Raw genomic sequence first — 20,160 nt, 5'->3', positions numbered from 1 at the left:
CGCAAGCCGGCAAGGTTTGTCGATGCGTCGTTCGATCGTTCGGGCCGTCCGGCAGGAACGGCACGCGCTGAAGCCCGCCACGGTCACCGCGTCGACCTCGACCCGCCGGTCGTCGGCGCTGAACAGGAAGCTGCCGCCGGCGGCGCGGCCGATCGCGTACACGATCAGGTTGACGACCACCGCCGACATGCTCGCCGGCGTACGCGGGGACGGCTGCGCCACGCCTGCGGGCTGACCGCGACAGTCGCGCGTGGACACATCGGCGGCGGTGAGTCTAAGGTCGCGGCACCCGGTATCCCGCGAGGAGCGGCCATGCGCGTCACCATCTCCCTCGACGAACTGCTCGGTGACGAGGTGCGGCGCGACCCGTACCCGTTCTACGCCCGGCTGCAAGAGGCGGGGGAGGCGGTCGCGCTGCGGCCCGCCGACCCGCACGCGCTCGTCGTGCACGGATACGACGCGGTCAACCGGGTGCTGCGCGACCCGGTCTTCCGGGTGCTCGGCGCCGACTACCTGGACCGGGCCGGGGTGCGCTGGCGCGAGCACCAGGTCATCCGGATCCTCCAGTCGTCGATGCTCAACGCCGCCGAGGGCGACCACCTGCGGATCCGGCACCTGTTCTCCCAGGCGCTCACCCCGCGCCGGGTCGCCGCGCTGGAGCCGGCCATCGGGCGCATCGCCGACGGCCTGCTCGACGGGCTCGCCGCCGAGGGCGCGGACGGCCGGCCGGTCGACTTCATGGCCCGCTTCGCGCTCCGGCTGCCCAGTGACGTCATCGGCGAGCTGCTGGGCGTGCCGGAGGCGGACCGGGAGTGGTTCCCGTCCCGGGTCCGCGCGTTCGACGCGGTGCTGGAGATCGGCCGCCGGTCCATGCGCGAGGTCCGGACCGCCAACGTCGCGGCGGCGGAGCTGACCGCGTACTTCACCGACCTGGTCGCCGCGCGCCGGGCGGCGCCGCGCGACGACTTCGTCTCGGCGCTGCTGCGCGGCCTGGACGACGAGCCCGGCCGGCTGACCTCCGACGAACTGCTGGCCAACCTGATCATCATGTACAACGCCGGGTTCCGGACCACCGCGAACCTGCTCGGCAACGGGCTGGTGCTGCTCACCGAGCGGCCGGACGCCCGGGAAGCGCTGCGCGCCGATCCGTCGCTGGCCGCGTCGTACGTCGAGGAGATCCTGCGGTACGAGCCGCCGGTGCACTTCGCGGTCCGGTACGCCGCCGAGGACACCGAGGTCGCCGGCCTGCCGGTGGCGGCCGGCCGGACGGTGGTGGTGCTGACCGGCGCCGCGAACCGGGATCCGCGCCGCTTCCCCGACCCGGACCGGTTCGACCCGTCCCGCGCCGACAACCGGCACCTGGCGTTCAGCGCCGGGCCGCACTACTGCTTCGGGGCGACGCTGGCCCGCGCCGAGGGGCGGCTGGTGCTGCCCCGGCTGCTGGACCGCTTCCCGGCGCTGGCCGCCGAGCCCGGCCCGCGCCGCGCGCTGATGCTGCGCGGGTACGACCGGCTGCCGGTACGGCTGACCGACCGGATGTCTTGCCAAACCGACCTGATCGAGTAAGGTCGATGCTACGCGGAGTGTCCGCTCCGCGCCGCACAGGTTCCGTCGAGCAGGTCGAGCGCGCCGCCAGGACACCGTGGAAGGGAAACACCGGACATGACCGACGAGATCCGCGCGTTCCTCCTCGCCGCACTCACCGAGATGAAGTACGACGTCTCCGACGTCGACGACGACACCGTCTTCGGTCCCGCCGGGCTCGACGTGGACTCCCTCGGCCTGGCCGAGCTGGCCGTACGCGTGGAGGACCGGTTCGGGGTCGCCTTCGACGACGACGAGGCGGAGGACCTCGCCATGATGACCGTCGGCGAGTTCAGCCGGACGGTGGCGGCGCGCATCGCGCCGGCCTCGGCGCACTGACCGATGTCGGGGCACGGCACCCGGCCGCGCGGCGTCCCGGCGCCCACGCCGGCGCGGCGGGTCCGGTGAGCGTGCGCGAACCGGTCACCGTCACCGGGATCGGACTGGTCAGCCCGGTCGGCGCGACCGCCGCCGAGGTGTTCGACGCGGTCTGCGACGGCCGGTCCGGGCTCTCCCGGCCCCCGGCCGGCCATCCGCTGCACGGAGTGGTCGACGTCGCCGCGTTCGCCCCGGCGATCGACCCGGCTAGCGTGCTGCCCGGCCCGGAGTCACGCGTCGTGGACCGGTCGATCGTGATGGTGCTGCGCGCCGCCGAGGACGCGCTCGCCGACGCCGGACTCCGGATCGGCCACGACGTCGACAGGTACCGCGTGGCGGTCGTCGTCTCCGGCGTCGGCGGTCTGTCCACTCTGGAGGAGCAGGTGCTCGCCCGCGCCGGGCGGGGCCGGTTCGGGGTCAGCCCGTACATGCTGCCCGGGACGCTGCCGAACATGGGCGCGGCCCGCATCGCGATCAAGTTCGGCATCCACGGCTACACGTCGTCGATCGGCACGGCGTGCGCCGCCGGCGCGCAGTCGATCGGGGAGGCGCTGCGCATCCTGCGCGCCGGCGAGGCGGACGTGGTGCTCGCCGGATGCGCCGAGGCGCCGCTGTTCCCGACGTTCGCCGACGCGTTCGGCAACGCCCGCGCCCTGGCCCGCGGCTGGGCCGACCCGGCCGCCGCGAGCCGTCCCTTCGACCGCCGCCGCAACGGGCTCGTCCTCGGCGAGGGCGCCGGGGTGTTCGTCCTGGAACGCGCCGCGCACGCCGCCGCTCGCGGCGCCCACCGGCACGCCGACGTGCTCGGCTGGGGCGCCACGAACGACGCCCACCACCCGACCACGCCGCGCCCCGACGGCGCTGGCGCGGCCCGGTGCATGCGGATGGCCGTCCGCGACGCCGGGCTGCTGCCCGCCGACATCGGGTACGTCAACGCGCACGGCACCAGCACCCGGGCCGGGGACGCCGCCGAACTGGCCGCGCTCGCCGAGGTCTACGGCGCCGCCCCGCCGCCGCTGAGTTCGACGAAGGGCGTGACCGGGCACATGCTCGGCGTCTCCGGTATGATCGAGGCGGCCGTCGCGGTCGAGGCGCTGCGCCACGGCCTGCTGCCGCCCACGCACAACCTGGACGACCCGGAGCGCGACGGCGAGGTCGACCACATCCGCGGGCGGGCACGCGAGACGGCGGTGGACGCGGTGCTGTCCAACTCGTTCGGCTTCGGCGGGCACAACGTCAGCCTCGTCCTGGCCCGGCCCGCCTGAGCGGCGGGCACGTCCGACCGGCGTCGGCCGGGATCTCAGCGGAGCGTGATCACCGTGGCGGTGTCGGACGCGGCGACGGCGACTGTGAAGTGCGGGCGCAGCATCTCGGCCACGTAGTCGAGGTCGGCGACCAGCGGCACCGGCAGCAGGGCGCGCTGGTCCGGGCCGCTCCGGGTGGCGGCCAGCTCGATCCGGTCGGCCTTGAGCAGCCCCCGGGTGAGGAACGCGGGCAGGTCCTCGGGGAGCAGGCACCGCCACATGTCGACGTTGACGATCACGTCCAGCGCGCCGGCCTTGAACTGCTGGAGCACGGTGCCGAGCAGGTGGGAGTTCGTCTCGCCGACCGGCGCGTCGTGGTCGTACGTGTGCGACCCGGCGCCCAGGTCCAGCGCGGACACGCCGTTGCCGACGACCAGCGCCGCGCTCCCCGCCAGTTCCTCGCGCAGCGACGCGGGCAGGACGTCCGGCCGGCCCAGCCCACCCGCCCGGTACGCCTCGATCGCCTGGCCGTAGAGCCGGATCCGGCCCAGGTGCCGGCCGAACGTGTTGAGCCCGTACAGCACCTCGACGTCGTAGCGCAGGTGCTTACGCAGCAGGTACTTCATGTTGTCCATCGAGGCGAGCCCGTTGGACGTCTTGCGGAAGTGCGGCAGGTGGTACGAGAGCGCGTCGACGTCCAGCCGGAACAGCTCCGGCGGCGCGCCGTGCAGGTGGAACACCCGGTAGAAGAAGTCGAGGTCCTCGAACCCCCACTTGACCATCGCCTCGTCGAACCCGCCGACCCGCCGGAACGACTCGTGGTCCACCGACGCGTTGTGGGTCAGGCCCAGCACCCAGGGCGCGCTCGGGAAGTCGTCCGTCCGCTGCAGGAGGGCGATGTCCTCCAGTCGAGGATCGCCGCGTTCGGCGTCGAGCATCGCCGGGGCGACCGGTTCGCCCCGGCGCAGCGCGTCCGCGCCGGCCCAGTCCAGGTCGTACCGCTGCCCGAGCAGCACCCCGGGCCGGCCGGCTCGCCTGGCGTGGAAGTCGCGGTGCCGCTCCAGCAGCCCGGGATGCGCCACCGTGTCGGCGTCCAGGAACATCAGCGTGTCCGCGCGGGCCCGGGCCGCCGCCGCGTTGCGGTTGGCGCTGCGGCCGCGGTTCCGCTCGCTGCGGACGTAGTCGATCCGCAGCCGGTCCCGGTAGGCGTCCACCACCGGGCCCAGCGCTACGGCCGAGCCGTCGTCGCCGACGATCACCTCGAAGTCGCCGGGTGGCAGCGTCTGCCGGGTCAGCGACCGCAGCGTCGTGTCGAGCGCGGAGCCGTTCTCGTGCGCGGGCACCACCACGCTCAGGCCGGGCCGGTCCATTTCTCGGCCTGCTCAGCGCGGGGTGGAGTTGGCGGTGATGTAGTCGGCCAGGTCGCCCAGCGTGGCCATCCGATCCTCGTCCAGCTCCTCGACGTCGATCTGGATCTCCAGCTCGTCCTCCAGCGACAGCAGCAGCTCCAGGCCGAGCGAGGAGCTGAGGCCGAGGTCGTCCATCAGCTGGGTCTGCTCGGTGACCGGCGCGTCCGGCCGGAGCATGCGGGTCAGCAACACGGTCAGGCGGTCCACGACCTGGTCACGGGGTGGCGCGTCGGCCGGCGCGTCGTGTTCTAGCACCGGGCGTCCCACGAGTCGATCATGCGCGTCGGCATGGAGTCATCAGAACAGGGGACATCGGCAGGTGTCAACGGGTGCGACGATCGTCACCGATCGTGACCGGGGCCGGTGTGGCACTCGACGGCGTACCGCCGCTCACCGGCGAGCGCGACCGCCACCGCGTACCCGGCGGGTGTGGGCAGGTCGGCGAGCCGGTGCGGGCCGGCCGGCTCGACGCACTCGACCACGTCGCCCCGGTGCACCGGCACGGTGAGGTTGGGCCACAGGCGGCCCCCGGCCGCCTTGACCGCGGCCTCCTTGCGCGCCCACAGCCGGGTGAACCGCAGCGCCCGGCCGGCGTGGTCGGGTCCGGCGGCGACGTGCCGCGCCTCCCGCGGGTCGAAGAAGCGCGCGGACGCCGAGACCGGGTCACCGCCCGGCGCGACGTGCTGGATGTCCACCCCGATCGGGCGGCCTTCGCTGAGCGCGACCGCCACCAGGTCGCCGGAGTACGACAGGCTCGTGTGCAGGCCGCTCCACGGGCCGGTCAGCGCCGGTTTGCCGTACCGGCCGCGGCGCCAGGTCAGCGCCGCCGGTGGCGCGCCGGTGGCGCGCCCGGCCAGGACCCGCAGCGCGCCGTGCGCCACTGTGAACCGGTCCCGCAGCGCCCCGGCGCCGAGCCGCGCGGCCCGGTCCCGCTCGTCCGCGTCGAGCATCGCCCGGTACCGGGCCAGCTCGTCCGCAGGCACCGCCACCGGAACGATCCAGACCCGGACGGCGTCCCGCATGGACGGCAGCGTAACCGTGCGCCATTACGTTGACACGCGACGATACGCGTTGCTCTGATGAACGGGTGTTCGCGCAGACGGTCCAGGCCCAGGTTCCCGTGTCGTTCGCCGGGCCGGGCGCCGGCACCGCGCCCCTGACCTGGGGGCAGAAGGCCATCATGCAGGACATGCGGGAGACCGGCTGGACGCACAACGTCAGCGGTGCCCACCCGATGCCCGCGGGTGTCACGATCGAGCAGGTGGCGGCCGAGTTCGCCGCGCTGATGGCCCGGCACCCGGCGCTGCGGATGCGGCTCGGCGCCGGCGCCGGCGACGGCCCGTGCCAGGTGGTGTCGGCGAGCGGCGAGACGGTCCTGGACGTGGTGGACGTACCGGAGGACGCCGACCCGGCCGACGTGGCCGCGTTCGCCTACGACCTGGGCCACGCCCGCCTGCTGAGCCACTACGACCTCTACCGGGACTGGTCGGTGAGGATGGCGGTGATCCGGCACCGCGGCGCGCTGGTGCACCGGGTGCTGACGATCGACCACCTCGTGGTGGACGGCGCCGCGACGTCCCTGGTCCTGGCCGACCTCGGCCTGGCCGGCCGGCCGGTCCGCCGGGTCGCCGACCCGCGTACCGTGCAGATCCTCGACCTGGGCCGGCGGGAGGAGACGCCGCCGCTGCGCCGGGTCAGCGACCGGGCCGTGCGCCACTGGGCCGAACACCTGCGGGACGTCCCGCCGCTGACGTTCGGCGAGCCGGCGGCCGGTGGGCGTCGGGGCCACCGGTACTGGCACGGCCGGTTCAGCTCGCCCGCCGCGTACCTGGCGGTGCGGGCCATCGCGGCGCGGACCCGCACGGACACCTCGCGCGTGCTGCTGGCGGTCATCGCGATCGCGATCGGCCGGGCCACCGGCGTCAGCCCGCTCACCGCCAAGCTCATCGTCGGCAACCGGTTCCGGCCGGGCTTCGCCGAGGCCATCGCCCCGCTCAGCCAGAACGGCGTGCTCCGCGTCGACACGGCCGACACCACAGTGGACGAGGTGGTGGCGCGTGCCCGCCGGGCCGCGGTCTCCGCCGGGAAGTACGCCTACTACGACCCGGCGCAGCTCGCCGAGGTCTCGGATCGGCTGGACGCCGAACGCGGGTACCCGGCCCGGATCAGCTGCCGGATCAACGACCGGCGGGTGACCACCCGGCAGGCGGCCGACGGCGGGCTGCACGACGACCCGGTGACCGCCGAGCGGATCCGCCGCCGGGCCGACGAGACGTTCCTGGTCTGGGACGGCCCGCTGGACCACCTGCCCGAGCAGGTCTTCATCACCGTCGAGGACCAGCCGGAGACGGTCCACCTCCAGGTCATCTTCGACTTCGGCTGCTTCACCGAGGAGCAGGCGGAACGGCTGCTGCGCGGCGTGGAGGAGGTGGCGGTGGAGGCGGCGCTCGACCCCGCCGCGCCGACCCGGGTCGTCCCCGGGTCGGCGGCCGGCTGACCGGTCACCGGTCCCAGGTCACCGGCAGCGACTCCAGGCTGCGCACCACCAGCCCCGGCCGGAACCGCAGCTCCGCCTCGTCGACAGCGAGCCGCAGCCCTGGCAGCCGCCGCAGCAGCGCGCCCAGCGCCTCCTGCAACTCCATCCGGGCCAGCGCCGCGCCGAGGCAGTGGTGCGGGCCGGCGCCGAACGCCAGATGCGGATTGTGCACGCGGGTCAGGTCGAGCGTGTCCGCGCCCGGGAACACCGCGGCGTCCCGGTTGGCCGACGCGATCGCCGGCAGCACCGCGGCACCGGCCGGCAGGCGTACGCCGCCCAGCTCCACCTCCTCGGTCGTGACCCGGGGCAGCAGCACCCCGTTGTCGCCGAGCTGGATGAATCGGGACAGCTCCTCGACCGCCCGGGCCACCGCCACCGGATCGTCGCCGCGCAGCCCGGCCAGTTGCTCCGGATGGCGGGCCAGCACCAGCAGGAACAGGTTGAGCTGGTTGGTGGTGGTCTCGTGCCCGCCCACGAAGATTCCGGCGGTGACCGACACCAGCTCCCGTTCGGTCAGGTCGTCGTGGTCGTCCCAGACCGTGATGAGCGCGCTCATCAGGTCGTCGCCGGGCTCGCGCCGCCGCTCGTCGATCAGCTCGCGGAACGCCTCCAGCGCGGCCCGCGGCGCGTCCGGGTCGGCGTCCCAGTCGCCGACGAGCGCGTCCGACCACTGGCGTACCCGCTCCCGGTTCCGCTCCGGGATGCCGAACAGCGTGCTGATCACGGAGATGGGCAGGGGACCGGAGACGTGCGTGATCAGGTCGGCCGGCGGCCCGGCCGCCTCCAGGTCGTCGATCATGCGGTCGACGAGCGCCGCCACCCGCGGGCGCAGCTCCTCCACCCGGCGGACGGTGAACGCGTGCGAGACGGCCCGGCGCATGGTGGTGTGCCGCGGCGGGTCCATGCCGATCAGCGAGTCCTCGGCGAGCGAGCCGAGTTCCCGGGTCGGGCGGTTCGGGCCGGCCGCGGCGGCCCGGCTGAACCGCTGGTCGGTGAAGACCCGGCGTACGTCGGCGTGCCGGGTGGCCAGGTACGCGCACGCCCCGTCGGGCAGCTCGACCCGGGCCACCGGGCACGTCTCCCGCATCCGGGTGTAGTCCGGCGACGGGTGGTAGATCGTCGGAGCCGGTGCGAGCGGGTACGGGATGGCCGGTGGCTCCTGCGTCATCTGCGACTCCTCAGATCGGGCCGCCCCGGGCCAGGGCGGCAAGCGTCGGCACCAGATCCGCGGGGGCGGGCATGGCGTGGACCCGGTCACGCATCGACGTCGCGGCCCGTCGCCGGGGCCCGTCACCGACCAGCTCGCCGACGAGTTCCCGGACCGCGTCGGCGGTGGCCTGCTCACCCGTCAGCCAGGTGCCGGCGCCGGTGGCGGCTAGCCGTTCCGCGTTGAAGTGCTGGTCGCTGACCTGCGGCAGGACGAGCTGTGGCACGCCGTACGCGAGCGCGGTCATGGTGGTGCCGGCCCCGCCCTGCTGCACGAGCGCGGCGCAGGTCGGCAGCACCAGCCGTACCGCCAGCGGCCCGTCGACCAGGCGGACCCGGGCCGGCAGCGGGCCCAGCCCCTCGTGCTGGCGCGGTTCGACCACCACGACGACCTCCACGTCGAGCCCGGCCACCGCCCGGATCACCCCACCCAGGTCGAGCCGGTCGTGCAGCCCGGCGCCGGCCATCATGGTGCCCGCCGTGACGCACACCCGGGGCCGGTCCGTCGGGCGACGCAGCCAGTCCGGCACCACGGCCGGACCGTTGTACGGCACGAACCGCACCGGACCGCCGGGGCGCCGCATCGGCACCTGCATGGGCGGCGGCACCGGGTCGAGTGTCAGGACGCCGTCCAGCGGCACGTCGGCGGCGCGCAGCCCGAACCGGTCGGCCAGCGGCCCGACCACCTCATCCGGGTCCAGGCGCAGCGTGGTCGACGAGTCCGGCCCCCACAGGTTCAGCACGCCGGGCACGCCCAGCGCGGCGGCGGCCACCGGGGCGGCCAGGTTGAACGGCTCCCAGAGGACCAGGTCCGGCCGCCAGGACCGGCCGTACGCGACCAGGTCGTCGAGGACGGCGTCGGCGAACCGGACCACCCCGCCGTCGGCGGTGATCGCCGGCTCGACGGCGCCGGCCGGCGCGGAGCCGGTGAGCGGGGCCACCGCGCCGATCCGGCCGGCGAACGCCTCGGCGAAGTCGACGTCCTCGCCCAGCGGTACGGCGGCCAGCCCGGCCGCGCTGATCGTGGCGGCCATCGACGGGTGACCGGCCACCCGCACCTCGTGGCCGGCGGCCTGCAACGCCCAGCCGAGCGGGACCAGGCTGTAGAAATGCGACCGCCAGCCCCACGTCGACATCAGAATTCGCAGCGGCGCAGTCAAATCCCACCAATCCGCGCGGTGAAACGGCAGCCCTGGAGAACCGATGCTAGGGGATCGACACCGGTACGCGGAAGGTCACGGACGCATGCGGCGGATATTGACGCCGGACTAACCGATGCTGGACCCTTAGCCGATGTCGGACGTGGACCGCGATCAGCCGGCCGGCGGCCCGGTGACAGTCAATTCCGGGCTGCGTTCCTATCCGTTCGAACCGTTCACCGGTGACCTTCCCGCCGAGTTGCTGGAGATGGTCGTCGCCGAGCCGGTCTGCCGGGTGCGGCTGCCCGACGGCCGGGCGGCCTGGCTCGTGCTCGGCTACGAGGACTGCTGCACCGTCCTGGCCGACCCCCGCTTCTCCCGGCTGCCGCTGGGCGCGACGGCGACACCGGACGGCGGCGGCCCCCGGGAGCTGAACATGGACGGTCCGGCGCACGCCGTGGTGCGGCGGGTGGCCGGCCGCGCGTTCACCGCCCGGCGCATCGGGACGTTCCGCCCCCGGGTGCAGCGGTTGGTGGACGAGCTGGTCGACGCCATGCTGGCCGGTCCGCGCCCGGCCGACGTGGTGGCCGGGCTGGTGGCGCCGCTGCCGGTGCTCGTGGTGTGCGACGTGCTCGGCGTCCCGGCCGCCGACCGGCCCCGGTTCTACGCCTGGATCGAGGGGCTGAACTCGGTCACCGCGTACGGCTCGGCCGCCGCCGCGACCGCGCAGGCCGAGCTGCGGGACTACCTGGCCGGGCAGTTGGCGCGCAAGCGGGCCGAGCCCGGCGACGACCTGCTCTCGGCGTGGGTCCGCGGCGGCGGCGCGCACGAACTGGTCGACGCCGAACTGGTCGAGCTGGCAATGGGCGTACTGCTGGGCGGCCTGGAGATCAACGCGACGAGCGCGGGCCTGCGCGCGTTGTTCCAGCACCCGGAGCAACTGGCGAAGCTGCGCGCCGCGCCGGGCAGGCTCGCCGCGGCCACCGACGAGATCCTGCGCTACACGTCGGTGAGCGCCATGTTCCGGGTGCAGGTGGTCCGCGAGGATCTGGTCCTCGGCGGGGTCGGGATGCGGGCCGGCGACTGCGTCATGGCGATCCCGTGGGCCGGCAACCGCGACCCCCGGTTCTTCCCCGAGCCGAACGTCTTCGACATCGACCGCCGGCCCGGTGTGCCGCATCTGACCTTCGGCTTCGGGCCGCACTTCTGCCTCGGCACGGCGCTGGGCCGGATGCAGGTGGAGCTGTCGCTCGGGGCGCTGCTGAACCGGATGCCGGCGCTGTCGCCGGCCGTGCCGCTGGCGGAGATCCCGTGGCGGCACGACCGGATGAACGGCGGCATCGCCTCCTTCCCGGTCACCTGGTGACCGGCGGTCAGTAGCTCTCCACGGCGTTGACCCGGCCCGGCCAGTAGCGCTCGCCGGGCGCCGGGACGTAGTGCTCCCACCGGGGCTCGTTGCCGGTCGGGTGGTCGCCGAGCACTGTGATCCGCTGCCCGCGCCGCAGCCCTTCGTAGTCGTTCACGGCGTAGTGCTGGGTGACCCGGTTGTCCCACACCGCGACGTCCCCGGCCCGCCAGCGGTAGCGGCAGGTGAACTGGGGACTCTCGGAGAAGGTGAACAGGTGCTCCAGCAGCGCGTCGCTCTCGTTGCGGGTCAGCTGCGGGATGTGCGAGGTGAACAGCCGGTTGACGTACAGCGAGCGGCGCCCGGTCTCCGGGTGCACCCGTACCACCGGGTGTTCGGCGCGGCTGGTGAACTCGGTGCCGATCCGGATGACATGGATGGCGGTCAGCCCGTCGAGCAGGTCCCGCATCGGCGCGGAGAGCGCCTCGTAGACCCGGTACTGGTTGGTCCACATGGTGTCGCCGCCGACCTCGGGCAACTGGATCAGGTGCAGGATCGAGGCGATCGGCGGGCTCTGGTGGAACGTCATGTCGGTGTGCCAGACGTCGACCTTGCCGCCGTCGGCGGAGTCGATGACGACGATCTCCGGGTGCCCGTCCAGCCGGGGCAGGTACGGGTGCAGCTCCACCTCGCCGAAGCGGCGGCCGAACGCGACGTGCGCCTGCGGCGTCAGCCCGGTCTGACCGGCGAGGAAGACCACCTGGTGCTTGAGCAGCAGGTCGTGGATCAGCGCGAAGCCCTCGTCGGTGAGCGTGTTCAGGTCGATGCCGTGGATCTCGGCGCCCAGCGCGCCGGAGACGAGCCGGACCTCGGCCGCGATGGATGTGGTCATCGATGATCCCTCCGGTCTGCGCGCCACGGCTGGTCCGCGAATTGTTCCACGTCCATGAATGTCCTCACCAGCCGTCGTCGTTGACTCACCCGCCGTCCGCCTGGAAGCATGCGCACCGGCGGGGGCGGCGGTGCCGGCCCGCGACGCGGGAGGAGGCGCCGGTGTCGATCGATGCCCCGATCGAGGGTGACGCGGGGGAGCGGCTCGACCGGCTCACCGACCTGGCCACCCCGTTCGCGATCCGTACGGCGGTGACGCTGCGCGTGCCGGACCGGATCGCCGCAGGCGTCACCGGCCTGGTCGAGCTGGCCGACGCCTGCGGCGCGGACGCCGCCGCGCTGGGCCGCCTGCTGCGCTACCTCGTGCACCGGGGCGTGTTCGTCGAGGTGTCGCCGGACGTCTTCGGCCTGACCGACGTCGGCGAGCTGCTCTGCGACCGCGACGGCGGCGGCCACGGCGCCTACCTGGACCTCGCCGGCCTCGGCGCGCGGATGGACCTGGCCTGGACCGGCCTGCCGCACGCGATCCGCACCGGCGGGCCCGGCTACCGGCAGGTGCACGGGCGCGACTTCTGGACCGACCTCGACGCCCACCCGGGCCACCGGGCCTACTTCGACGCGCTGATGCTCAGCCAGCAGCGGTTCACCGCCCCGGAGGTCGCGGCGCTCTACCCCTGGCACGAGGCGGGGCACGTGGTCGACGTGGCCGGGGGCGCGGGCGGGCTGCTACGGGAGGTGCTGGGCGCCCATCAGCACCTACGCGGCACCCTCGTCGACCGAGACGAGCCGGTGGCCACCGCCGCCGCGACGTTCGCCGAGTGCGGGCTCGCCGGCCGGGCCGAGACCGTGGTCGGGGACTTCTTCGCCCCGCTGCCGCCCGGCGCCGACGTGTACGTGGTCTCCCGCGCGCTCACCGACTGGAGCGACGCCCACGCCACCGCGATCCTGCGGCGCTGCGCCGAGGCGGCCGGGACCACCGGCAGGGTGCTCGTCATCGAGGTGCTGCCGACGGTGCCGCACGTGCCGCACCTGTCCCCGTACGACCTGCGGATGCTGGTGCTCGTGGGCGGCCGGGAGCGCGGCGTGCCCGAGTTCGCCGCGCTCGCCGCCGCCGCGGGCCTGGCGCCCAGGCGCACCTACCACGGCACCGACGGGCTGACGCTCATGGAGTTCGCCGCCGGCGCCTGAGCGGGCCGGGGGAGTCGAACCTGTCCGGTGCCGTCCCGTGCGCCCGAACATCGACGTATATGCGTCGACGTGGCGGCCGTGGGTCAAACGGCGGATTTCTCTGCGCATCGGCCAATGTGCTGAAGAATGCTGTCGCGACATTTGCGGCCACCCATGTCCATGCGCATTTATCAATGGTTGTTCCGGGGAGGGCCTGCCGGTAACGTCTCGCGTGGCGACTAGCCGATCCCGGGCGAAAGGGTCGACGCGTCATGACGGTTGCTGGCTCCACGCGATATCCGCCCTTCATCGACGACCTGGCCCGCAGCGAATCGGGGCGGCTGCTGCGCGCCGAACTCGGCCGGCGGTGGCCGGAGACGCCCGACCAGCTCGACGCGATCGTGCGCTACGCGCTGCTGCCGGCGGGCAAGATGCTCCGCCCGATGATGACGCTGCACGCCGCCGAGGCGGTGGGCGGATCACCACGGGACGCCCTCGCCGCCGCGCTCGGCACCGAGTACCTGCACGTCGCGACGCTCGTGCACGACGACATCATCGACGCCGACACGCTGCGCCGGGGCCGCCCGGCGGTGCCGGTCGCGTACGGCATCCCCGGCGCCATCGTGGCCGGCGACCACCTCATCTTCCACGCCTTCCAGGCGATGGTGGAGGGCGGCCGGGCCGTCCCCGCGGCCTCGGTCGTCGCCGCCGTCACCGCGCTCGCCGAGGCGGGCCAGGACCTGTGCCGGGGCCAGGCGCTGGAGGCGCGGCTCGTCGGCGACCTGGACGCGGGCGCCCGCTGGTACCCGGAGATGATCCGGCTCAAGACCGGCTCGCTGTTCCGCGCCGTGTGTCACATCGGCGCGCTGCTCGGCGGCGCCGACCCGCTGGTGTCAGCCGCGCTGGCCCGCTACGGGGAGCACGTCGGCACCGCGTTCCAGATCCGCGACGACCTGCTGTCCTACCTGTCCACCCCGGAGCAGACCGGCAAGCCCGCGACGAGCGACCTCAACAACGGCCGGCCCACGCTGCCGCTGCTGCTGGCGTACGACGCGATCGGCGACGCGGACCGGGTGGAGCTGCTGGCGGTGCTGCACCGCCGTGGCGCCGGTCCCGGCGACGTCGAGTGGGTCACCGCCCTGCTCGACGACGTGGGCGCGGTCGACGGTGCCCGGCGGCTGATGGTGGAGCACGCCGAGCGGGCCCGCGCCGAGCTGGCAGTGCTCACCCCGTCCGCGAGCGCGGACGTGCTCACCGGCATCGCGGCCTGGATGACGAGCGAGATGGCGTGAGCACGGCCGGCGCCGTGCGAGCACTGCGGGCCCACGTGGAGACCTGGCGGCCCTACACCCTCTGGTACGTCGGGCTGGTCGGCCTGGCCGGCGCGGCAGTGGCCGGTGGCCGCCACGATCCGTGGCTGCTGCTGTCGGCCTGGGCCGCGCCCACCGCCGGCTGGCTGGGCGGCCACTATCTCGGCGACTACTTCGACCGGGACCTCGACGCCGGCAGCAAACCGCACCGGCCGATCCCGTCCAGCCGGCTGCGCGCGGGCACGGCACTGTGGTGCGGCAGCGCCTGCTTCGCCGCGCTCGGCGTCCTCGCCGTGCTGGACGGATGGGGCACCACGCTGGCGGCGCTGCTGGCCGGGTGCGGAATCGTCGCGTACAGCAGGTGGTTCAAGGCCCGGGGGATCGCCGGCAACCTGGTCCGCGGCGCGCTCGGCGCGGTCGCGCTCGGCTACGGCGCGCTCGCCGCCGGGATCGCGCCGGACCGGGACTGGGCGGTGCCGGTGCTGCTCGCGCTCGTCGTCGCGTTCTGGTCGCACGACGCCATGTCCAACCTGGTCGGCGCGCTGCGCGACATCGACGGTGACCGCGCCGGCGGCTACCGCACGCTGCCGGTGGGGCGGGGCGTGCCGGTGGCCGTACGGACCGTGGTGGCGCTCTACGCCGTCACGATCGGCGCCGCCGTGACCGCCGGGCTGCTGGCCGAGCCGGGCACGCGCGTGGCGTACCTGGCCACTGTGCTCGTCGTCCTGGTCACCGGCGTCGTCGCGCTGGCCCCGCTGGTGGCGCACCGCGACGGGATGCCCGTCCTGGTGGCGCTGCGCGCCCACTCGGTCCTGGTCGTCGAGCGGGTCGTGCTGGCCTCGGCGGCGGTCGGGCTCGGCCTCGGCGTCGCCGTGCAACTCGCGCTCGCGCTGCCGATGGTGCTGCTGACCTGGCTGGCGCAGCGCGGCATGCGCGTCCGGCACGAACTCGGCCCGCCGGTCGCGGGCCTGACCCTCGCCACCCGCAGTCGACTGCCTCTGGAGGACGCGCCATGACCGCTGTGACCGCCGAGGCCGTCGGGAAGGCCCTCACCGCCGGTGCCGAGGCGCTGTTCCGTCGCCGCCGCCCCGACGGCGCCTTCGGCGACGACCCACCCGCCTCGGTGCTCGGCACCGCTGGCGCTGTCGCCGCCCTGCACGCCGCCGACCCGTCCGGCTGCGCCGACCTGGTCGACGCCGGAACCGCCTGGCTGCGCCGCGCGCAGCACGACGACGGCGGCTGGGGTGGTGTCGTGGGCGCCGGTACCGCCGTCGTACCGACCGCCGTGGCGGTCGCGGCGCTTGCCCTGAGCGCGCCCGCCGACAGCGCCGACGCGACAGCGGCGGGCCGGGCCCGGCTGGCCGCGCTCGGCGGCGTCGACACCATCACCGATCCGGCCATCTCGCTGCTGTGCCGGCAACTGCTCACGATGGCCGGGATGACCGCCGAGGCCGGCCCGCTGCGCCGGCTGCCGCTGGAGATCGTCCTGTTCGACCGGGTACGCCGGCAGCGCCTGTCGTTCCGTACCGCGCCGTTCGTCGGGCTGGCCCTGATGCAGGCCGGGATGCTGCCCGCGGGCCGGCTGCGCCGGGCCACGCTGCGGCGGGCCCGTCCGGCGGCGGTACGGCTGCTGCGGTCCATCCACGACCACGAGGGCCGCACCGGCGCGCTCAGCGAGGACCCGTGGCCGGCCGCGCTCGTCCTGCTCGGCCTGGCCCGCAGCGGCGAGGCGCCCGACATCGCCCGCGCCGTCGTCGGCTGGCTGCGCCGGGCGGCCCGCCCCGACGGGTCCTGGGACGCGGTCAGCAACCTGGACCTCACCCGGTCCGGGTACGCGGCGACCGGGCTGATCGCGGCCGGTTACGCCGACGACCCCCGGCTGCACGCCACCCGGGAGTTCCTCCACGCCGCCCGCAAGACGGAGGCGTTCGAGGTGCTGGACGTCCCGCCGGGCGGGTGGAGCTACTCCGACGCCCGGGGCTGGCCGGTCACGCTGGAGTCGGCCGAGATCCTCTCCGCGCTGGCCGGACTCCCCGGCGCCGGCGCCGACCCGGTGCTGCGCCAGGGACTGGCGTGGCTCGTCGGCCGCCAGGACAGCCGCGGCTCGTGGAGCCTGTGGGTACGCGACACCCGGCTCGCCAACGACGGACCCTGCCCGGCCATCACCAGCCAGGCGATCCTCGCGCTGCACGAGGCCGGGCACCCGGACGAGCATCCGGCGATCGCCCGCGCGGCGGCCTGGCTGCTCACCCGGGCCGCGCCCGACGGCACGTTCGAGAACCTCTGGTACCGCGACCACACCTCCGGCACGGCGGTGGTGGTCGCCGCGCTGTCCCGAGTCGGGCACGCCCGGCACGATGTCGTACGACGCGCGGCCCGGTGGCTGCGCGACACCCAGCTGCCCGACGGCTCGTGGGGACCGGGTGACGGCACCGGCGGCACCGTCGAGGAGACGTCCTGGGCGGTACAGGGCCTGCTCGCCACCGGCGATCCGGACGCCGCCGACGCGGTGGACCGGGGCGTCGCCCGGCTGGTGGCCGCCGCCGGACCGGACGGCGCCTGGCCCGCCGCCCGGGTGTGCAACTACATCCGCCACCACATGCGCTACCCGAACGCGGTGATCACCCAGGCGCTCGCGCTGCGGGCGCTCGGCGAGTACCGCCGGGCCGCCGCCACGCGATCCGGCGCCGCATCGGGCGCGGTGGCCCGATGACCGCCGACGTCGTGGTGGCCGGCGCCGGCGCCGGTGGCCTGGCCTGCGCCCACGCGCTCGGCACGCTCGGCCTGCGGGTGCTCGTGCTCGACCGGCAGCGCGCCCCCGCGTCGATCGCCAAGGGCGAGATCCTCCAGCCCGAGACGGTACGCATCCTCGACTCCTGGGGCGCGCTGGACGCCCTGCGGGCCACCGGCGCGCGCCCGGTCGGGCGGCTGGCCATCCGCGACGCGTACGGCGAGCCGCTGCTCTGCCTGGACTACGCCGGCCTGCCCGGGGCGTACCGGCAGATCCTCTGCGCCGACTACGGCGACCTGCGCGCGGTGCTCGCCGGCCGGCTGCCCGCCACGGTGGAGGTCCGGTGGGGCGCGCGGGTGACAGGCGTCCGGCGCGACACCGGCGGGCGGGTCGGCGGCGTCCGGGTCGTCGCGGACGGCACCGAGCGGGACATCCCGGCGCCGCTGGTGGTCGCGGCAGACGGCATGTCCTCGCCGCTGCGCCGCGCGGCCGGGATCGGCGTGGAACGCCGGGAGTACCCGCACGGCCTGGTCGCCTTCGACGTGGACGGGGCCGAGGTGGCCGACGAGGTGTCCGCCTACCGCACCGGCCGGGGACTCTGCCTGGTCTACCCGCTGCCGGGCGGGCGGTGCCGCCTCTACGCGCAGGTCACACCGGACGAGTTCCGGGGCCGCGTGGACCTGGCCGCGTGGTGCGAACGGCTGCTCGCCGACGTCCCGGCGATCCGCCCGCTGGCCCCGGCCGTGCGCGCGAGCCTGCACCGGCGCCAGTTGCTCGCGGTCTACCGGCTGCGCAGCGCACGCCTGGCCGTGCCGGGGCTCGCGCTCGCCGGCGAGGCCGCCCACGCGGTGCACCCGATGGCCGCACAGGGCGTCAACAGCTCCCTCGGCGACGCCGAGACGCTCGCCGCCTGCCTGGCCGCCGAGGGCGGCGCGCCGGAACCCGCCGCCGTGGACCGGGCGCTGCGAGCCTTCGAGGCGGCCCGGCGGCCCCGGCTCGACCACGTCGCCACCGTCAGCCACAACGCCTCCCGCATGATCACCGCCGTGTCCGGGCTGCCGAAGCTGCTCGGCGCGCGGATGATGCGCCGTACCGCCGCCAACCCCCGGCTGCTCGGGCTCACCGCCGGCAACCTCTCCGGCACCGACGTCCGGCCGCTGTCAGCCGTCGACCGGCTGTACCAACTGGGGTTGCTGGCCGACCGGCACGCGCACACCACGTCCCCGCCGGTCCCGTCGGAAAGTGAGCGATGATGACGCCTGCCACCGCCGTCGGGACGCAACCGCCGGCCGACCTGTCCATGAACGAGACGCCCTACCCGCCGCTGCCGGGGATCCGGCGGGTGGTCGAGGACGCCGCCGCGACGCTCCAGCGCTATCCGGACCGCACGTCGTCGGCGCTGGTGGCGGCGCTGTCGGCGCGGCTCGGCGTGGGCCCCGAGGCGATCCTCGTCGGGCCCGGCTCGGCCGGGCTGTGCCAGCACCTCGTGCAGTCCCTCGGGCCGCGCCCGGACGTCGTCCACCCGGCCCTGTCGTTCGAGGGCTACCCGCTGATCATCGGCAACGCCGGCGCCCGCGCCGTCCCGGTCCCGATGAACGGGTACGACCACGACCTGCCGGGGATGGCGGACGCGGTCACCGACCGGACCCGGTGCGTGCTGCTGTGCAACCCCAACAACCCGACCGGTACGGCGCTGCGCCGCGACGACGTCGAGGCGTTCCTGGACCGCATCCCGGCCGACGTGCCGGTGATCGTGGACGAGGCGTACCGCGAGTTCGTCACCGACCCGCGCTCACCGGACGGGATGGACCTGTACCGCGCGTACGGCAACGTCTGCGTGCTGCGTACGTTCTCCAAGGCGTACGGCCTCGCCGCGCTGCGCGTCGGGTACGCGGTGGTGCCGCCCCGGCTCACCCGGGCCGCCGCGCTCACCGGGGCGGTGTTCTTCCCCGGCGCGCTCGCCCAGGCGGCGGCGGTGGCGAGCCTGACGCCCGAGGTGGGCGCCGAGCTGACCCGGCGCTGCACCGAGCTGGTGGCGGCACGTACCGGACTGGTCGGCACGCTGCGCGGCCTCGGGCTCACCGTGGCGCCCAGCGAGGCCAACTTCGTGTGGCTGCCGCTGGGGGAGCGGGCCGTGCCGTTCGCCGGGCGGGCCCGGGAGGCGGGCATCCTGGTGATGGCGCTACCCGGCGCCGGGGTCCGGATCACAGTCGGCCCCCCGGAGGCGAACGAGCGGCTGTGCGCGTTCGTCCGCGCCGCGCTCGCCGACGGGCTCTGACCGGACCGCCGGCGCCAGCGCGACCACGCTCAGGTAGCCCAGGCCGGGCTCGTAGTCGGCCGTCACCACCGGCCGGGGCCGCGCCGCGTCCTCGGCGAGACGGTCCAGCAGCGCCCACCAGACGCCCGTCGACGGCTGCCGCTCCGGACCGGTGGTCACCGCGCCGCCGCCGGGACCGGGCCACACGGCCGCGAGATCAGCGCCCAGCACGACCGCGACATCGGTACGTCCGGCCGTCAGCTCGCGCACCTCGGCCGCCGCGAGCGCCGCGACGTCGTCCGCGCGCACGTCCGCGTGCTGGCGCAGCGCCGTGACCCCCGCGTCGCCGCCGAGATCGATCCGCTCCGGACCGCAGCCGGTCCCGCCGTCGCCGTTGTCGGTCCCGCTGGCGCCGCCGCCGCTCCGGGTGCTGTCGTCGGCCGCGGTGCCGTAGAGCATGGCCACGGTCCGGTGGCGAGCCGGTCCGGGCACCGCCGTGTCGTACGGCAGGACCGCCTGCTCGGCGGTGACCAGCAGGGCACGGCGGCACCCGTACTCGCGGGCGATCCGCAGCCCGGTGAACGCCGCCGCCGAACCCTGGTCGCAGAGCGCGAACGACATCGGCGTGCCCGGGCAGACGTGACTGAGGTACGCCGCGGTGGCCCGGCCGGGCAGCACGTCGTGCACGGCGAACGCCAGCACCAGCAGGTCCACCGGCTCGTCCGGCGGCACGACGGCCGGGATCAGCTCGGCGGCCATCTCCCCGTACGACTGCCCGAACGCCCCGGACGGCGCGTCGAACAGGCCGCCGGGCACGCTCAGCCCGTACGGCCGGGTCAGGTCCGCCAGGTAGCCGGCGGTGCGCTCGCGCAGCACGGGATCGCCGAGCAGCGCGGCCGGGCCGGTGGTCGTGCTCCGTGCGGCCCGCAGCAGGCGCAGCCCGTCGTCCAAGGTGGCCTCCCG

19 protein-coding genes are annotated in these 20,160 nt (G+C 75.0%); 12 read left to right on the top strand and 7 right to left on the bottom strand.

Translation table 11 applies throughout. The annotated features are described in order from the left end of the window. The first annotated feature begins 22 nt into the window (after positions 1-22). The 4 genes from O7622_RS21960 to O7622_RS21945 all read left to right on the top strand — a co-directional run bounded on the left by O7622_RS21960 (position 23) and on the right by O7622_RS21945 (position 3,227). Positions 23-235 (top strand): hypothetical protein, encoded by a 213-nt coding sequence (locus O7622_RS21960; protein ID WP_282310075.1) that lies wholly within the window; start codon positions 23-25, stop codon positions 233-235. Positions 236-312: 77 nt separating this feature from the next. Then, positions 313-1,566: a cytochrome P450 gene (locus O7622_RS21955; protein ID WP_282310073.1), complete on the top strand. Its 1,254-nt coding sequence runs from the start codon at positions 313-315 to the stop codon at positions 1,564-1,566. 96 nt (positions 1,567-1,662) lie between these two features. After that, on the top strand, positions 1,663-1,923 hold the full coding sequence (locus O7622_RS21950; RefSeq protein WP_013286876.1) for an acyl carrier protein: 261 nt from the start codon (positions 1,663-1,665) through the stop codon (positions 1,921-1,923). 65 nt (positions 1,924-1,988) lie between these two features. Continuing rightward, a complete protein-coding gene (locus O7622_RS21945; RefSeq protein WP_282310071.1) occupies positions 1,989-3,227 on the top strand; it encodes a beta-ketoacyl-[acyl-carrier-protein] synthase family protein in 1,239 nt (412 codons plus the stop codon). Positions 3,228-3,262: 35 nt separating this feature from the next. On the opposite strand, the gene O7622_RS21940 is transcribed toward O7622_RS21945, so the two are convergent. The 3 genes from O7622_RS21940 to O7622_RS21930 all read right to left on the bottom strand — a co-directional run bounded on the left by O7622_RS21940 (position 3,263) and on the right by O7622_RS21930 (position 5,637). Next, positions 3,263-4,576 (bottom strand): glycosyltransferase, encoded by a 1,314-nt coding sequence (locus O7622_RS21940; RefSeq protein ID WP_282310069.1) that lies wholly within the window; start codon positions 4,574-4,576, stop codon positions 3,263-3,265. A 12-nt stretch (positions 4,577-4,588) separates the two neighbouring features. Next, positions 4,589-4,870, bottom strand: a complete 282-nt coding sequence (locus O7622_RS21935) for a phosphopantetheine-binding protein (protein ID WP_030268419.1) — start codon at positions 4,868-4,870, stop codon at positions 4,589-4,591. 86 nt (positions 4,871-4,956) lie between these two features. Beyond that, a complete protein-coding gene (locus O7622_RS21930) occupies positions 4,957-5,637 on the bottom strand; it encodes a 4'-phosphopantetheinyl transferase superfamily protein (RefSeq protein WP_282310066.1) in 681 nt (226 codons plus the stop codon). A 65-nt stretch (positions 5,638-5,702) separates the two neighbouring features. On the opposite strand from O7622_RS21930, the gene O7622_RS21925 reads away from it, so the two are divergent. Further along, complete coding sequence (locus O7622_RS21925) at positions 5,703-7,112, top strand: condensation domain-containing protein (protein ID WP_282310065.1); 1,410 nt, start codon at positions 5,703-5,705, stop codon at positions 7,110-7,112. 4 nt (positions 7,113-7,116) lie between these two features. Here the strand turns inward: O7622_RS21925 and O7622_RS21920 are convergent, their stop codons facing one another. Both O7622_RS21920 and O7622_RS21915 read right to left on the bottom strand, forming a co-directional pair. Continuing rightward, positions 7,117-8,319 (bottom strand): cytochrome P450, encoded by a 1,203-nt coding sequence (locus O7622_RS21920; protein WP_282310064.1) that lies wholly within the window; start codon positions 8,317-8,319, stop codon positions 7,117-7,119. A gap of 10 nt (positions 8,320-8,329) precedes the next feature. After that, positions 8,330-9,493 carry a nucleotide disphospho-sugar-binding domain-containing protein gene (locus O7622_RS21915; RefSeq protein ID WP_282310063.1) on the bottom strand — a complete coding sequence of 388 codons (1,164 nt, stop codon included), beginning with the start codon at positions 9,491-9,493 and terminating at the stop codon, positions 8,330-8,332. A 157-nt stretch (positions 9,494-9,650) separates the two neighbouring features. Between O7622_RS21915 and O7622_RS21910 the strand changes: the two genes are divergently transcribed. Then, entirely contained in the window at positions 9,651-10,862 is a 1,212-nt protein-coding gene (locus tag O7622_RS21910; protein WP_282310062.1) for a cytochrome P450, read from the top strand. Between the two features lie 7 nt (positions 10,863-10,869). Here O7622_RS21910 and O7622_RS21905 read toward each other — a convergent pair whose 3' ends face one another. Next, entirely contained in the window at positions 10,870-11,733 is an 864-nt protein-coding gene (locus tag O7622_RS21905; protein ID WP_282310060.1) for a TauD/TfdA family dioxygenase, read from the bottom strand. Positions 11,734-11,894: 161 nt separating this feature from the next. Here O7622_RS21905 and O7622_RS21900 point away from each other — a divergent pair, with 161 nt between their 5' ends. The 6 genes from O7622_RS21900 (at position 11,895) to O7622_RS21875 (ending at position 19,218) form a co-directional block, all read left to right on the top strand. Then, positions 11,895-12,920 carry a methyltransferase gene (locus O7622_RS21900; RefSeq protein WP_282310059.1) on the top strand — a complete coding sequence of 342 codons (1,026 nt, stop codon included), beginning with the start codon at positions 11,895-11,897 and terminating at the stop codon, positions 12,918-12,920. Positions 12,921-13,171: 251 nt separating this feature from the next. Next, positions 13,172-14,191: a polyprenyl synthetase family protein gene (locus O7622_RS21895; protein ID WP_282310058.1), complete on the top strand. Its 1,020-nt coding sequence runs from the start codon at positions 13,172-13,174 to the stop codon at positions 14,189-14,191. Beyond that, positions 14,188-15,225 carry a UbiA family prenyltransferase gene (locus O7622_RS21890; protein WP_282310057.1) on the top strand — a complete coding sequence of 346 codons (1,038 nt, stop codon included), beginning with the start codon at positions 14,188-14,190 and terminating at the stop codon, positions 15,223-15,225. The genes O7622_RS21895 and O7622_RS21890 overlap by 4 nt, the downstream gene beginning before the upstream one ends. After that, positions 15,222-16,922, top strand: a complete 1,701-nt coding sequence (locus O7622_RS21885; RefSeq protein WP_282310056.1) for a prenyltransferase/squalene oxidase repeat-containing protein — start codon at positions 15,222-15,224, stop codon at positions 16,920-16,922. The genes O7622_RS21890 and O7622_RS21885 overlap by 4 nt, the downstream gene beginning before the upstream one ends. Next, positions 16,919-18,193, top strand: a complete 1,275-nt coding sequence (locus O7622_RS21880) for an NAD(P)/FAD-dependent oxidoreductase (RefSeq protein ID WP_282310055.1) — start codon at positions 16,919-16,921, stop codon at positions 18,191-18,193. The genes O7622_RS21885 and O7622_RS21880 overlap by 4 nt, the downstream gene beginning before the upstream one ends. Next, a complete protein-coding gene (locus O7622_RS21875) occupies positions 18,193-19,218 on the top strand; it encodes an aminotransferase class I/II-fold pyridoxal phosphate-dependent enzyme (protein WP_282310054.1) in 1,026 nt (341 codons plus the stop codon). The genes O7622_RS21880 and O7622_RS21875 overlap by 1 nt, the downstream gene beginning before the upstream one ends. Here O7622_RS21875 and O7622_RS21870 read toward each other — a convergent pair. Further along, on the bottom strand, positions 19,123-20,148 hold the full coding sequence (locus tag O7622_RS21870) for a 2-hydroxy-acid oxidase (RefSeq protein ID WP_282310053.1): 1,026 nt from the start codon (positions 20,146-20,148) through the stop codon (positions 19,123-19,125). The two genes, O7622_RS21875 and O7622_RS21870, sit on opposite strands and share 96 nt — an antisense overlap. Positions 20,149-20,160 lie beyond the last annotated feature (12 nt).

It is taken from the genome of Micromonospora sp. WMMD1076 (genome assembly GCF_029581475.1).
Lineage (GTDB): Bacteria > Actinomycetota > Actinomycetes > Mycobacteriales > Micromonosporaceae > Micromonospora > Micromonospora aurantiaca.
Note: the sequence above shows the minus strand (reverse complement) of the source record. Positions and strands in the feature narration are given on the sequence as shown.

What these genes read in the sequence shown, in the direction of transcription:
- O7622_RS21960 (WP_282310075.1), top strand. Translation starts at nt 23, where the DNA reads ATGCGTCGTTCGATCGTTCGGGCCGTCCGGCAGGAACGGCACGCGCTG.
- O7622_RS21955 (WP_282310073.1), top strand. Translation starts at nt 313, where the DNA reads ATGCGCGTCACCATCTCCCTCGACGAACTGCTCGGTGACGAGGTGCGG.
- O7622_RS21950 (WP_013286876.1), top strand. Translation starts at nt 1,663, where the DNA reads ATGACCGACGAGATCCGCGCGTTCCTCCTCGCCGCACTCACCGAGATG.
- O7622_RS21940 (WP_282310069.1), bottom strand. Translation starts at nt 4,576, where the DNA reads ATGGACCGGCCCGGCCTGAGCGTGGTGGTGCCCGCGCACGAGAACGGC.
- O7622_RS21930 (WP_282310066.1), bottom strand. Translation starts at nt 5,637, where the DNA reads ATGCGGGACGCCGTCCGGGTCTGGATCGTTCCGGTGGCGGTGCCTGCG.
- O7622_RS21920 (WP_282310064.1), bottom strand. Translation starts at nt 8,319, where the DNA reads ATGACGCAGGAGCCACCGGCCATCCCGTACCCGCTCGCACCGGCTCCG.
- O7622_RS21915 (WP_282310063.1), bottom strand. Translation starts at nt 9,493, where the DNA reads ATGTCGACGTGGGGCTGGCGGTCGCATTTCTACAGCCTGGTCCCGCTC.
- O7622_RS21910 (WP_282310062.1), top strand. Translation starts at nt 9,651, where the DNA reads ATGTCGGACGTGGACCGCGATCAGCCGGCCGGCGGCCCGGTGACAGTC.
- O7622_RS21905 (WP_282310060.1), bottom strand. Translation starts at nt 11,733, where the DNA reads ATGACCACATCCATCGCGGCCGAGGTCCGGCTCGTCTCCGGCGCGCTG.
- O7622_RS21895 (WP_282310058.1), top strand. Translation starts at nt 13,172, where the DNA reads ATGACGGTTGCTGGCTCCACGCGATATCCGCCCTTCATCGACGACCTG.
- O7622_RS21885 (WP_282310056.1), top strand. Translation starts at nt 15,222, where the DNA reads ATGACCGCTGTGACCGCCGAGGCCGTCGGGAAGGCCCTCACCGCCGGT.
- O7622_RS21880 (WP_282310055.1), top strand. Translation starts at nt 16,919, where the DNA reads ATGACCGCCGACGTCGTGGTGGCCGGCGCCGGCGCCGGTGGCCTGGCC.
- O7622_RS21875 (WP_282310054.1), top strand. Translation starts at nt 18,193, where the DNA reads ATGACGCCTGCCACCGCCGTCGGGACGCAACCGCCGGCCGACCTGTCC.